The sequence below is a fragment of the Thioclava sp. genome, assembly GCF_048263065.1.
Lineage (GTDB): Bacteria > Pseudomonadota > Alphaproteobacteria > Rhodobacterales > Rhodobacteraceae > Thioclava.
Window position 1 is genome coordinate 21153 of sequence record NZ_JBLXEM010000007.1, and the last position, 13849, is coordinate 35001.

13 protein-coding genes are annotated in these 13849 nt (G+C 56.4%); 1 reads left to right on the forward strand and 12 read right to left on the reverse strand.

Annotated features, from left to right (window positions below):
- Positions 1 to 1311 (reverse strand): ATPase, encoded by a 1311-nt coding sequence (locus ACN0SD_RS11480; RefSeq protein WP_417808381.1) that lies wholly within the window; start codon positions 1309 to 1311, stop codon positions 1 to 3.
- 166 nt (positions 1312 to 1477) lie between these two features.
- On the opposite strand from ACN0SD_RS11480, the gene ACN0SD_RS11485 reads away from it, so the two are divergent.
- Entirely contained in the window at positions 1478 to 3160 is a 1683-nt protein-coding gene (locus ACN0SD_RS11485; RefSeq protein WP_417808382.1) for a glycosyltransferase family 87 protein, read from the forward strand.
- A gap of 9 nt (positions 3161 to 3169) precedes the next feature.
- Here ACN0SD_RS11485 and ACN0SD_RS11490 read toward each other — a convergent pair whose 3' ends face one another.
- The 11 genes from ACN0SD_RS11490 to ACN0SD_RS11540 all read right to left on the reverse strand — a co-directional run bounded on the left by ACN0SD_RS11490 (position 3170) and on the right by ACN0SD_RS11540 (position 13560).
- Positions 3170 to 3673, reverse strand: coding sequence for a prepilin peptidase (locus ACN0SD_RS11490; protein ID WP_417808383.1), 504 nt, complete (start codon positions 3671 to 3673; stop codon positions 3170 to 3172).
- Between the two features lie 3 nt (positions 3674 to 3676).
- Positions 3677 to 4552 carry a tetratricopeptide repeat protein gene (locus ACN0SD_RS11495; RefSeq protein WP_417808384.1) on the reverse strand — a complete coding sequence of 292 codons (876 nt, stop codon included), beginning with the start codon at positions 4550 to 4552 and terminating at the stop codon, positions 3677 to 3679.
- 26 nt (positions 4553 to 4578) lie between these two features.
- Complete coding sequence (locus tag ACN0SD_RS11500; protein WP_417808385.1) at positions 4579 to 5148, reverse strand: tetratricopeptide repeat protein; 570 nt, start codon at positions 5146 to 5148, stop codon at positions 4579 to 4581.
- A gap of 4 nt (positions 5149 to 5152) precedes the next feature.
- The gene (locus ACN0SD_RS11505) at positions 5153 to 6145 is read right to left on the reverse strand and encodes a type II secretion system F family protein (protein ID WP_417808386.1); all 993 of its coding nucleotides are present in this window, start codon (positions 6143 to 6145) and stop codon (positions 5153 to 5155) included.
- Positions 6146 to 6155: 10 nt separating this feature from the next.
- Positions 6156 to 7121 carry a type II secretion system F family protein gene (locus ACN0SD_RS11510; RefSeq protein ID WP_417808387.1) on the reverse strand — a complete coding sequence of 322 codons (966 nt, stop codon included), beginning with the start codon at positions 7119 to 7121 and terminating at the stop codon, positions 6156 to 6158.
- A gap of 11 nt (positions 7122 to 7132) precedes the next feature.
- Entirely contained in the window at positions 7133 to 8557 is a 1425-nt protein-coding gene (locus ACN0SD_RS11515; RefSeq protein ID WP_417808388.1) for a CpaF family protein, read from the reverse strand.
- 18 nt (positions 8558 to 8575) lie between these two features.
- Positions 8576 to 9835 (reverse strand): AAA family ATPase, encoded by a 1260-nt coding sequence (locus tag ACN0SD_RS11520; RefSeq protein ID WP_417808389.1) that lies wholly within the window; start codon positions 9833 to 9835, stop codon positions 8576 to 8578.
- 258 nt (positions 9836 to 10093) lie between these two features.
- Positions 10094 to 10756 (reverse strand): OmpA family protein, encoded by a 663-nt coding sequence (locus ACN0SD_RS11525; protein WP_417808390.1) that lies wholly within the window; start codon positions 10754 to 10756, stop codon positions 10094 to 10096.
- 3 nt (positions 10757 to 10759) lie between these two features.
- Positions 10760 to 12145 carry a type II and III secretion system protein family protein gene (locus ACN0SD_RS11530; RefSeq protein ID WP_417808391.1) on the reverse strand — a complete coding sequence of 462 codons (1386 nt, stop codon included), beginning with the start codon at positions 12143 to 12145 and terminating at the stop codon, positions 10760 to 10762.
- 212 nt (positions 12146 to 12357) lie between these two features.
- Positions 12358 to 13227: a Flp pilus assembly protein CpaB gene (cpaB, locus tag ACN0SD_RS11535; RefSeq protein ID WP_417808392.1), complete on the reverse strand. Its 870-nt coding sequence runs from the start codon at positions 13225 to 13227 to the stop codon at positions 12358 to 12360.
- 129 nt (positions 13228 to 13356) lie between these two features.
- Complete coding sequence (locus tag ACN0SD_RS11540) at positions 13357 to 13560, reverse strand: hypothetical protein (RefSeq protein ID WP_417808393.1); 204 nt, start codon at positions 13558 to 13560, stop codon at positions 13357 to 13359.
- Positions 13561 to 13849: the final 289 nt, after the last annotated feature.

The following is a 13849-nucleotide window of genomic DNA, read 5'->3' on the forward strand; positions in this document are numbered from 1 at the left end:
TTAGTGCACGATGGCACCTTCTTTGACGAACATGTTGTCCCACGCGCGATCAATTAGCTCTGGCGTCATCTGATAGGGGATGCCCTCGAACTCACAGATCGAGATCATCTGGTCGATCAGGAAGATCGGCTGGTAGTTGGCGTAGATGTTCTCGATGGTGGGGTATTTCACCTTCAGCATATGAATGAGCGCTTTCTCATCCAGAGGAATTTTCTTTTTCTTGGCAACGAGTTGAAAGATTTTCAGGAAGTCCGACTGGCTTGGCCCGTCGATCTTGATTTTAAAGAAGATCCGGCGCAAAGCCGCTTTATCGAAAATCTCATTGGGGTGGAAGTTGGTCGAGAAAATCACCAGCGTATCGAACGGCACCTCGAATTTTTCACCTGATTGCAGCGACAGGATATCGCGGTTCTCTTCGAGCGGAACGATCCAGCGGTTGACCAGTTTTTGCGGCGGCTCGGCTTGACGACCAAGGTCATCCACGATGAACACGCCGCCCGACGCCTTGAGCTGTAGCGGCGCGGTATAGGTGCGCGCGGTGGCGTTGTATTTCAGATCCAGCATATCGAGCGACAATTCACCGCCCGTGATCACGGTCGGGCGTTCGCAATAGACATAGCGGGTGTCAAACTGCATCCCGCGCTTGCGCAGTGCGGTCGGGTCGTTTTGCGGCAACGGGGCAGGGGTGTGCACGATCGGGTCGAACACGGTGATCACCTGACCCGCATATTCGATCGCGCGCGGGATGTAGATCTGATCGCCGATCGCGTCGCGAATACCGTTTGAGATCGAAGATTTACCGTTGCCGGGCGGGCCATACATCAGCACCGAACGCCCCGACGAGACCGCCGGGCCAAGCTGCCCGATCAGATCGGGCGGCAGCACCAAATGCCCCATCGCGCCGGTCAGTTGTTGCCGCGTGAGTTGGATGTTGCGGATCGACTGGCGCTTGACCTGTTCTTGATAGATCGTCAGCGGCACTGGCGCGGCACCGTAATATTCCGACTGCGACAGCGCATCGAGCGCACGCGCCTTGCCGGTATCGGAAAGCTGAAAATTCATCTCACCGGTAGAGTTGGCGTGCAGCGTGCCCATCGCCTCGACAAGAGCTTGCTTGCGGCAAATGTCGATCAACTCTTGCACCATCGTGATAGGCAGGCAGATTTGCTCCGACAGCCCGTTCGCCGAGCCCACATTGGTGCGAAACATCGTTTTCAACAACAGATCGCGCAACATCACGGTCTTTAGCCCGGTCTCCTCAAGGGTGCGTGGAGGGAGCGGTGCGATGCTATTTCCGACCATCATATTCATCAGTTCGTTCCTTTTGCCTGCTCGCTACCGGTGACGTGACCGGGTCTCCGTTTTTTTATCGCGTGAGCGTCACCAATGGGCCGTAATCGGCCAGTATTGGGATTCACAGCTGAACTATGCAGGTCTATTGTGGCCAAAAATGGGAAAAAAAGTGGAAGAGGCGGACATGCGGGACGACAGGGGATCTCGGGCAGATCCGGTGCAATTGATTGCAGTAGCGGTGGTGTTGGCAATCGCTATGGCGGCGATGCCGTTTCTGAAGGGCGTCTTGATTATCGGCAAGCACGAGGGAGACACGCTCCATCTTGCCGATATCGTGCTGCGAATGGCCGATTACGGGCAGCTTCCGCACCTTGATTTCATGACGCCGCTAGGCATCATGTCGGTCTGGCCGATTGTGCTGTTCGTCAAGGCGGGCCTTGGCTTCGGCATGGCTTTTGCGGCGGCGCAGGCGCTGGTGGCAGCGCTGCTGATCGGGCCGATCCTGCGTGTTGCGTTGACGCGGTTTACGGGTTGGACCGCTTGGGCCTATACGGGCTTCGTGATCACGATGATCCTTGCGCTAGTACATGGTGAGGCCAACGCCGCCATCTCGCTGTCGATGCATTACAATCGCTGGGCTTGGGCGCTGGCCTATATCGCGCTGCCGCTTGCGATGCTTGAACCGCTTGGGCCGCGTCGCCCTTGGCTCGACGGGGGGCTGATCGGGATTGCGTTTGCGTTGATGTTGACCGTCAAGATCACCTATGCGGCGGCGTTCTTTCCGGCAGTGCTGCTGGCGCTTTTGCTGCGCCGCGATTTCAAAGCGATCTTGTCGGCATTGATCTTTGGCGTTTCGGTGATGGCGTTGATGACGGCGTGGCTGGGCGTCGAGTATTGGGCGGCGTATCTGCGCGACCTGCTTGCGGTTGCCAATTCCACCACGCGTGCCGCGCCGGGGGAGCCGCTTACCGGCGTTATCGCCTCGCCCGCGTATCTTGGCGGATCGTTGGCCTTACTTGCGACGGTAATTTTCTTGCGCCAATCGGGGCGGAAGATCGAAGGCTTGGTGCTATTGCTACTCGCGCCGGCCTTTGTCTACGTCACCTATCAGAACTTCGGCAATGATCCGAAATGGTTGGTGCTGGTAGGTTTGCTGGCCATTGGTCTGCGTCCTGCCATGGGCATCACCAACAGCGTTGGCTGGCCTTTGCGCCAAGCCCTGCTGGTGAGCGGTGTGATCATGCTGGCGTTGAGTTTGCCAACGGTGCTGAATATGACATGGAGTCCACTGCGGCTTGTGGCGGATAATCGGCCCAATCAGGTGCCGCTCTTGTCGCGCGCCAAGCAGGGGCAGGATGTGCTTGTCAGTGCGCCGCGGCTCTATCGCGCGCTCGTGACTGTGCCCCAAGACGGGCCGGGCGAACCTTATGCAGCCTATGCAGATAGCTACAGATCGAAAAAGGATGACGACGAAGATGGAAAGGCCTCGGCTTACGATCCGTTCGTATTGAATGGCGAGGCCCTGCCAAGCTGTGGGATGAGCACTGGCTACAACGCTTGGTTTGAAACGGCAGCCGATGATTTGATGCAGCAAGGGTTGAGCGGCAAAAGCGTGTTGGTCGCGGACCTGTTCTCGGCGCTTTGGCTGTATGGAGACTTCAAGCCCGTCGAAGGCGGGGCGCCTTGGTATTATTCGGGTGCGCCTGGATTGGAGCACTCCGATTACGTGCTTGTGCCACTGTGCCCGACAGAGGAAGCGCGCCGGAACGATATCTTGAAAGCGGCCCTCGCCGAGGGGTGGACCTTCGATCAGGTGGCGCGCAATCAGATCTATATACTGCTGAAACCGGTGCCACCCAAATCGTGATTGTCGCGCTTAGTTTGCGAGCGCGATAATCAGCAGATAGGCCCAAAGCGTTCCCACCAAGGCCAGTCCCATCGGAAAATCCTTGCGCGTCCAGCTAACCCAATCGGGGGCGAGGGCGCGCAGGGCCGGGATTGCTCGGGCAATCCGGTGGGCGGTGAATGCGGCCAACAAGAAGGCAGTCAACAACATCACCATCAGAGAAATATGATCGGAATTGGTCGCGAAATAGGGCGCAGCAGCGGCCGCGAATTTCGCATCTCCCGCTCCGAAATTTGCGATCTGGTTGAGAATATATCCTAGCGCAAAGATCGCCAGCGCATTCACCCAGCGCCACGCATAGACATCGAGCGGCAGCAGGAACGGGCCGGCAACCGCAAAGATTGCCAGCAACGCATAGACTGCATTATTGCGAATTTTCATATATTTCAGGTCGGTATAAACAACCCAAGCGCAAATCGGGGTGATCAACACCAGAAATGCAAGCGCCGCTTGCGGCATAGTAAGATGAAGCATGTATTAGCCTTTGATCGTGCCCGGCGTGCCCTGATCCAGCGCCTTAAGCGCCCGGTCAGCTTGCGCGAAGTATTGCGGGTTGGTCTCAATCGCGTCTTGCAACAGGGTCTTGCCCATCGCCACATCGCCGCGCTTTACCGCTGCAAGCCCCGCAGTATAAAGCAGTTGCGCACGTTCAGACTGCGTCATCGAGATCACGGGAAGCTCGTATTTGCCTTGACTTGCACGCGCCAAAACTAGGTTATTCTTGGTGGTGAAGCGATCAGGGTCGTAGGTCAAAGCCTCTTTGAACAGCTTTTCAGCCCCGGCCGCATCGCCGCGCGTCAGCTTTGAAAAGCCCCAGTTGTTATAGATACCCGAGGGCGTCGTGGTTAGCCCGGCCGCCGTTTCATAGAAACTATCGGCCTTTTTCCACTGCTTTTCGCTATCGGCCACCATCGCCTCAAGGCGATAGCGATCATAGGTTTCGACGGTTGGGGGGACTGAGTTGAGCGTTTTCTTTGCGCCTGACCAGTCATTGGCACGGATCTGCGCATCGGCGAGTGACACTTTATCGTCATCGGTAGTGCCGGGCATGGTTAATACATGCTGCCAAACCTTGACCGCCTCATCGGGCTTGTCGGCGCGCACCAGCGACTTCGCCAAGCCGCGGCGAATGTCGATCCGATCGGGGTTTTCCTTGGCGGTGCGGGCAAAGTAGTTCACCGCCTCGTTCGGGTCGCCCACGGTCATCATGATGTTCGAAAGATTGGAATCATCGACGGCGTTCACGCTTTTCATGGCGCTCGCGACTTCGGCATCGCTGTTATTGCCCATGCAACCAGCGAGCGTCGTGATAGCACAGCCCGCGAGAGCTGCCAAAAGTACCGGATGGCGCATGTTTCTGCGTCCTTTTTGCTCGAGCCTCAGTTCTTTGTCAGCAAAAGGTAATCGCCTACCCCACGCCGAACGAGTTTGAACTGTTCATCCTGAGACGGAGCGTAACTCGGTTTTTCCATTTTTGCGAGCGCGAGCCGCAGGTTTTGCCGTATCGCGTCCGATTGGCCACTGTCTAGCGCATAGGCCGTGTGAAATACGCGTGAGGCTTCGGCATATTTACCGCGATCCATCAGCACAACGCCAAGATTATTCCACGCAGGCACAAAGGTTTCGTCGCTTTCAACGGCGCGCCGCAGCATCTGTTCAGCCTGATTAAGCCGCCCGAGTTTGAGATCCGCAGACCCGATCGCAGACAACACATCCACGGTCGCGCCCTGTGTTCCGGCGGCCCGGTAATAGGCGCGCAGGGCCAACTCATATTCGCCTGCAGCCATCAGGCGATGCCCGACGGTCAGACCGTCCACCGCCTCGGCGCCCGGTCTTGTGCCGGGCGCGAAGGCGCCGTCTTTTTCACCCGAAAGGCCGCCCGTAGAACAGGCGGCCAGTGCGAGGACTAAGAGTATAGCGGATACAGCGCCGCGCAGCCTGAATGTCATGCGTTTACATGCCCATGCTTTTGAAGTTCTCCATCATACCATAGACCGACGGGCCGACAAGAATGATCAAAAGTGGCGGCACGGTGAACATCATCGTGCCAAGTGTCATTTTGGTCGGGATTTTGTTTGCGGCCTCTTCGGCGCGCATCACGCGCTTGTCACGCATATCGGCTGAGTACAGCCGCAAAGCTTCGGCGATTGATGTCCCGAATTGTTGCGACTGGATCATCACGGTCACGAAGCTGGCGATATCGGCCACGCCAGAACGCTCTCCAAAACGGCGCAACACATCGGTTTTGTCCAAGCCGGCTTTGATCTCATGAGCGACCATCGCGAATTCTTCCGACATTGCAGGGTAGGATTTGCGCAGTTCTTTTGAAACCCGGATGATCCCTTGATCAAGCGACTGACCCGCCTCGACGCAGACCAACAGCATGTCCAGCGCATCTGGAAAGCCATCCTGAATTTCGTTGGTACGCGCAGTAACCCGTTTGTCGACCCAATATTTGGGTGCATAATACCCTGCCGCGCCGGGCAGCAGAATAGCGACGATCATCATGGTCGAGCTAAGGCCTTGCTCGCTGGACGAGTTGGCGATCATCACGTAGATCACACCCAAGGCGAGCAAACCCAGACCAGCTGCGAATTGTGCGGCGTGAAAATTGCGCACCGAGTCAGGGCCACGATAGCCCGCCCGTTGCAGCCATTTCTTTGACTCTGACAATTCCTCAGCACTTTTGGGTTCAAGGAACGACGCGTATTTATCCAGCTTATCCGAGCCGGTATCGCGTAGCTTTTGATCGCCGCCAGATGCGCTCGCGCGAGAAGTGGAAGCCGTGCGGCTCAGGCGAAGCTTTTCATAGGGATCCTGACGTTTCTTCAAAAGTGCGGGCAGCGCCGCCATTACAAGCAGTGCGGCCACGCCGATAAGCGCAAGCAATGGTCCCATCGGGCCAAGCATTTCGACCAGTTTTGTGTTGATAGCTGCGAAATCCATGAGGTGCCTCTTAGACCCGAATTGTAGTCATGACCTTCATGAAGAGCACGTTTGCTCCCAGAAGAATGAAAACGACGATCGCCATTGGGATGAAAGCCGGGGTATCTTTAACTTGGTCGTAATAATTGGGCGATACGATTTGAATGATCACCATAATGACGACCGGGAAGGACGATAGAAAGATGCCCGACCAACGTGGTTCGGCGGTGATCGCGCTGACGCGGCGCATCAGTTTGAAGCGCGAGCGAATGACTTTGGACAGACCGTCGAGAACCTCTGCGAGGTTTCCCCCCGAGCTTTGCTGGATCGACACGGCGACCGCAAGAAAGCGCAAATCCTGAATATCCAGGCGTTCGGCCATTTCCGAGATCGCATCTGCAATGTTACGTCCATAGGCGGCCTCATCGGCGATGATGCCAAATTCCGTTCCCATCGGGTCGGGAATTTCACGCGCCACGGATTGGATCGCTGACGCCAAGGGATGGCCTACGCGCAAGCTGCGCACCATCAACTCAACCGCGTCAGGCAGCTGTTCCTCGCATAGCTTCATGCGTTTCTTGGCTTTTGAGTGAACCCAGAAATACACGCCGCCCACGCCCATACCAATCGACAAGGCGATGCGGATATAGATGCCCGCACTTGAGGCGACGGACAGTGCCGCAAAGGCAACAAAGGTGGCCCCGAACATTATTGCGACCAGCGCCTTTGGCGAGAAGGCGATATTGGCCTTTTGAGCCTTGGTCGCGAGGATCGAATAAAGCGGGATAGACCTCGCCCTTTGGTGCTGGGTTGCTTCTTTGCGCAACCGTTCAAGCACCTCATCGCGCCGCTCACCTTTTTCAAGCATCTCCAACCGTCGGTTAACACGGTTGTTGAGCGATATCGACTTGCCAAAGACCATCAAATACAGGCCTTCGACCAGAAGCAACACTGCGACGAAGATCAACAGATAGATAATGGGGGTCATGGAAATCATTGTGACGCTCCTCAGTCCTGAACGGGTTCGTAGATCGACGCCGGCAGATCATAGCCCCACTGCTTAAAGCGGTCCGAATAATGCGAGCGCACGCCGGTGGGGGTGAATCTCCCGATGATTTTGCCATCAGGATCCAGACCAAGGCGCTCGTAGCGGAACACCTCTTGCATTGAGATCACATCGCCTTCCATGCCCGTCACTTCGGTGATCGAGACCATCCGGCGCGAGCCGTCTTGCAGACGCGAAGCCTGTACGATCAGGTTCACAGCCGACGCGATCTGACTGCGCATGGCCTTCATCGGCATTTCGATGCCCGACATTGCGATCATGTTTTCCAGACGCGACACACCATCGCGCGCAGAGTTCGCGTGAATCGTGGTCATCGAACCGTCGTGGCCAGTGTTCATGGCCTGCAACATGTCGATGACTTCTTCACCGCGGGTTTCCCCCACGATGATCCGGTCCGGACGCATCCGCAGCGCGTTGCGCAGACAGTCGCGTTGGGTGACCGCGCCCTTGCCTTCGACGTTGGGCGGGCGGCTTTCCATCCGACCCACATGGATCTGTTGCAGTTGAAGTTCGGCCGTATCCTCGATTGTCAGGATGCGTTCCGAGTTGTCGATGAACGATGACAGCGCGTTCAGCGTGGTCGTCTTACCCGAGCCCGTACCGCCCGAAACAATGACGTTCAGGCGCGTGGATACAGCGGCTTGCAGATAGGCGGCCATTTCTTCGGTAAAGGCGCCGAATTGCACCAAATCATCGATCGCCAACTTATCTTTTTTGAACTTACGAATTGAGACCAGCGAGCCGTCCACCGCAACCGGGGGTACCATCGCGTTGAAACGCGAGCCATCCGCAAGACGGGCGTCAACGTAGGGGTTGGATTCATCCACACGCCGACCCACCGCCGACACGATCTTGTCGATGATGCGCAGCAGGTGTGGCTCGTCCTTGAAAGTGATCTCGCTGAGTTCCAGCTTACCGTTGCGCTCGACGAAAATCTGTTGCGGGCCGTTGACCAGAATATCGTTGACCGTTTCGTCTTTCAAAAGCGGCTCAAGCGGGCCGAGGCCCATCACCTCATCATACAGCTCTTGATTGAGGATCTGACGATCCTGGGAATTAAGCGCAACTGACATTTCGACCATCGCCTCAGCGGTGATGTCGGCGATCTCAGCTTTGAGGTCTGACTCAGTGGCATGTTCAAGCGCGGCCAGGTTCAGGCTCTCAAGAAGACGCTTGTGCATCTCGACCTTGAGTTCCTGCATCCGTAGCTTGCGCTTCTTCTCTTTGTCCACGGTCCCTGCCGGAGCGGCGGCCTTGGCTAAAGGCAGTGGTTTGCGCACCGAGGGTCGCGCCGGCGAATCGGCGCTGGACTTCGGAGGAGGGGCCACTGCTTTGGAAGACGATTCTTTTTTGTAGCGCGAAAACATGTCACACGCTCCTTTCTATCAAGCGACCGCTTCTGCGGTCTCGCCGAGCGCGACCAGCGAGCCTGCGAGTTTCTGAATTTCTTTGCGCAGCGGGCATTTCGCAGCCGACAGCGCAAGGGGAAGCCCGTGGTCATTGGCCTGCGTAATCGCCTTGCCGCCTTCGGACAGCAGCAGTTCAATCGAAATATCAAGGCTCTCGGCAAGCCGTTTGACGCGCGATTTGCCGTTAAGATCGGTGAATTTCGGTGCCCGGTTCAGCACATAGCGCAGCTTCTCGATGGGCAGGCCTTCGGCCTTGAGCGCGCGCACCAAGCGCAGCACGTTCTGCGCCGAACGCATGTCCAGTTCGAGCATCGCGAAATAGATTTGCGCCTTGTTCAAGACCGTCTCAGTCCAACTCACGACGGTCGAGGGCATATCGATCACAACGAAATCGAACTGTGCACGTGCAGCCTCAATCAGACGATCGACATCTTCACCCGTGATCAGATCGAGCGGCAGCATATCGGCTGGCGCGGTCATCACATTGAGCTTTTCGTTGTAGCTTAGCAGTGCCTGACGGAAGCTGTCGGCATCCATGTGCTCGGTGTCGCTGAGCAACTCGTAAATCACTTCGCGACGGGGCAGATCCAGGTAAGTGGCCGTCGCCCCGTATTGCAGATCAAGATCAAGCAAGCAGACCCGCGGCGAGGGATGGGTAGCCTTTTTGTCGCCGTCATGGATCGTCGCCATTTCCCAAGCAAGATTCACCGCAAACGTGGTCGCGCCAACGCCGCCAGACAACCCGTGCACCGCAAGAACTACGCCATCGCGACCGCTGCCGTTTTGATAGGCCGGGGTGCCCGTTTGGGGCGGCAGCTCGGGAATATCGCTTTCGCCCAAGCGTTCGATCGCATCATGCAACGCGCCTTCGGGAAGCGGATAGGGGACGAAATCATCTGCGCCGAGGCGCAACAGCTGGTGCAACGCGATCGGGCTGACTTCTTCGGCAATCAGGATCACCCGGATGCCATTCTCTTTTGCGGTCGTGATAATTCCCGAAATTTTCGCCAGCTCTTCTTCATCGTCGCCATCCACAGCGATTGCGATGAATTCAAGATTCTCGGCATCGGGTTGACCCAGAAAAATCACCGCTTCATCAAAGCTGAGATCGCCCCAACTTTCGCCAAGCTCGGTTTCCATGTCTTCGATCAGAAGGTCGAAATTCGCGACGTCACGCGAAACGGTGCAGGCCTGGATCGGCGCTGGCTCCGGGGTCATCATAACTGCTGCACTCATTGCCTCTGTCCTTTTCTCAGCGGGTTCGCGATGTCAGGGTCGTTTTGCCCCGCGATCCATCACAAAACCCGGCACGACTCGTGCCACGCTTTTTCTGCTGAGGATCAATCTGTTACCCAATCATGTCGAGATTGGGGCCAGACTGTTTCAATTGTGGGGTTTTGCGCGACTATAAAGAAGAAAGGCGAGCTTTGTTGCCAAGCTCGCCTTTCCAGTTATGTCGATTGTTTCGAATCGCGATCAGCCGCCGCTAGATCGTTATTCGGTCTTCTTTACTACGATAGTCGGCGAAGCGGTGGCCGACGCAACATATTCGCGATAGACAACCTCGGCGTATTTGCCATCTAGCGGGATCGGTTTGCCACCTTTAATTAGGCCCGACACCTCAGTGACCGTACGGCGGTTCTGCTCGTTCGGGGCAGGGGTATAGACCAACGGTTGCGTCTCGCCGAAGGACACGACCGCCTCAAGGCGATTGCGCGAAATGCCCTGCGCTTCGAGGAAGCGGACCACAACACGTGCCCGACGCAAACCAAGTGCCTTGTTGTAGGCGGCTGAGCCAACCAGATCAGTATGCCCGTAGACGCGGAAGCGCACTTCGGGGAATTGTTTGATCCAATCCGCCTGACGCAGCAAAACTTGCTGCGCTTGAGGTTCAAGCACCGACGAATTGAACGCAAAATGCACCGTATTGGGCACGTCAGCTGCAAACTTCCGTGTCAGATTGATTGCATAGGATTGATCGCCAGTCATAACCGCAAGGTTATGGTTCGTCGTTGATCCAAAGCCGTTCTGCGCAACTGAAAGTTCTGCACCGGCCTCCGAATTCAGAATACGGGTGCCTTCCGAACAAGCGGCCAATGCCAGACCCGTCGTCAGGATAAGCGCCATGTTGCGCATCTTTTGCCCCTGTCTGTTCATCTCTTACTCCATCACATAGCCATAGGAGCCGGAAAAGTCTTGCTTGGCAACTTCTGCTGCAGGCCCCTTAGTTGGCTTGCGGGACTTGCCCTGCACCTTGCCATAGAGGAACAGCTCGGATTCGGTTGGAGGCTTGACCCGGTCGGTGGGTAGCGAAAGAGCTTGTCCCCTCACCGGCGACACCAGATGCGGCGTTACGATGATCACTAGCTCCGTTTGCTTGCGCTCAAATTCAGCCGAGCGGAACAACGCGCCCAAGACCGGAACATCACCGAGCCACGGAACCTGCCCGTTAAGATCGTTGAAATCGTCTTGCAGCAGGCCGGCGATCGCAAAGCTCTCGCCATCGCGCATCTCGACCGTGGTCGAGGTCGAACGCTTTTTGAAGGCGCTGACGTTAAATCCACTACTCGTATAGCCGTTGGCCGTGTCGATCGACGAAACTGCGGCACCGATCTCAAGATTGATGATATCGCCGTCCACCACACGCGGGGTGAAGGACAGTTCGACGCCGAATGGTTTGTATTGGATCGAAATGTCGCCGTCATTCATCACCGGGATCGGATATTCGCCACCGGCAAGGAAATCGGCGGTCTGGCCCGACAGCGCGGTCAGGTTCGGTTCCGCCAGTGTGCGTACCACACCCTTGGATTCAAGCGCTTCCAGCATTGCGTTGAATTGGAATGAACCGTTGAATAGCTGAAAGCCGAGGCCGCTGCTGGAGGCTGCGGTGCTTGCAGGCGTAGAGCTTACTGAACCGTTACCCAAGCCGACAGAAACATTGCCGCTACCGACCGAAGCGCCGATCGCCGCATCAAGGCTCTTGGAGACGGAGCGCTGCATCTCGGCGAAGCGCACCTTGAGCATCACCTGCTGCGTACCGCCCACCATCAGCAAGTTCGATACCCGGTCAGGCGCATAGCGTTTTGCCAGATCAAGCGCGCGATCCAGCTTTTGTGCCGAAGACACGGTGCCCGACAGGACGATCCCGTCATTAGCGGTGCGCACGTCGATATTCTCGCCCGGCAAGATCTGCTTTAGGCGTTCTTTGAATTCTCCGATATCCGGGGTGACCTGAACATCTACGTTCGAGATCAGCTTGCCGCCTTCTCCCAAGATCGTCATCGTTGTGCGTCCGGGCAGTTTGCCCAGCACGTAGATCGACTTGTCCGAGAGCGTCTGAACATCCGCGATGCCAGGGTTGGCGATCGACAGTTCCGCAAAGGGGACGTCACTTTCGACGACCACCGCGCGGTTCAACGGCACATTCAGCGGTGCCTGTGTCGTTCCCGACATAATTTTAAGTGTATTCGCCTGCACGCTCGGTACGGCACCAAAGCCGATAACCGCGCCCAACAGGCAAGCCTTGATAAGTGTTCTCAATTCCATTGTGACCCTGCCTCTCCGATCACGCCACGCCACAGGTCTTAGCGCCTGCTTCGGGACTGTTTTTGTCCATTATTTTCGGGAACCATGCCGCAATCCCGAATTTATTGCAAGAATCAAAGCATTGAGCGGCGTTCTTGATGTGGGCAAACTGCCACATGTGAATAACGAGGCCCTTGCGGGCCTCGCTCAACCCTTTGAATTAAAGGCGTTTGTCAGTTCGTGCATGGAATCTCGGTCTCGACGACGTCGCTCCCTTTGCGGGTCTTAATCGTGCAAACCTTTTTGGCGACGACCTTCTCAACCTGCTTTTCTTGGATGCCCAAAAGCTGATTGCGATCAATTTCGATCTTGCCGACTTGCTCGGTATCCCTTGAACCGACGAGGGAAAGTGTCAGGTTGCCGGTTGATTGCGCCAAGGTAAGGGCGGCCACTTGTTCGGGGCTGACTTCGGCAGTTACGGTGCGCGCGATTTGCGTCTGGGCCGTGCGATCGGCATCCGCGCTTTGATCAATCGCGATCAAAGCGAGAGCTGGCTGGATTAACTTGGTGACGGGCTCACCGTTGATTTTCCCCGACCAATAAACATCAACCCGGTCTCCTGGGCGCAAGAAACCGGACACACCGGTTGCGACGTTCACCTGAATGGTGAAAGCGCGTTTGTTGGGCTGAAGATTCGCCATAATGCCAGCATCGACACCCGGCTGAGTAACTTTTTGTGCCAAGACCGGTTCAAACGGCTCGATAGAGCGAAGCATCGCGCGCGGGCGCGTCTCACCTTCAATAAAGGCTGCGTTTTTCGCTTCGGGTGTACCTTGTTTGGCAACGATCGTGCTGAATGCGCCTTTGGGAACGCCGCTGGCCTGAACCTTGATGATGGTCAAATCCTCTGGCGTAAAGCGCTCACCGTATTTCAGCTCTTTCTTGGAGACGACGACATCTGCAAGGCGCGGGAATTTCTTCTGCAACTCGGCGTAGTGGTCGCGTTCGGCTTGGAACTGTGCCATCTGGCCTTGCGCCATGTAGACCGCGACCACGGCAAGACCGATTCCTGCGGCGAGAAACAGAGCGAAAATCATACGCATTGTTCTACCCTTCCGTATACAAACCGAAGACAATCCCCGGCATTTGCCCATTATGTTGCACTTGATCGTGGCAAGAACATGGCCAAGCAATGGCCCCCTGGTGACGATTGAGCAACAGATATATGGTGTTTAGAATGTGCTGGTGTTGATACTACGTTCGCCAATAAACGTGGCAATTTGCGAAGCCGCAGTGCCTGTCTTGCTCCAAACCACCGCGCCGGCGATCGTACCGAGCCCAACGACTGCAGCTGTCAAGACAACCCAATCAACGGTCACAGCGCCGTCTTCGCTGTGTAGGAAGTTGCGGCAGTCTTTGATGAGGAGTGCTTTCATTTGCCCGATCCTTGTCGTCTTGCTTGGCCGAATTCGGCTTTCTCGCCTTTTGTAGCCGTGAGGCATGGCGGAATTTGGGCGGCTTTCGGGCATTTTTTTCGAAGCTGAACTGTAGAATCTTTCAGAGCCGCACCCTCGGGTGCGGCTCTGAAGCAAGGCAGTAAATTTGCCAAGCAGTGTTTATTATTCGTCTGCAACGAAGTCGGTCGAGATCTCAACGCCACCGAGGTAGCTACCGATTTTGGTCGTCAGCGCGCCGGTCTTTTTGCTCACCAGCGTCATCGCAGCA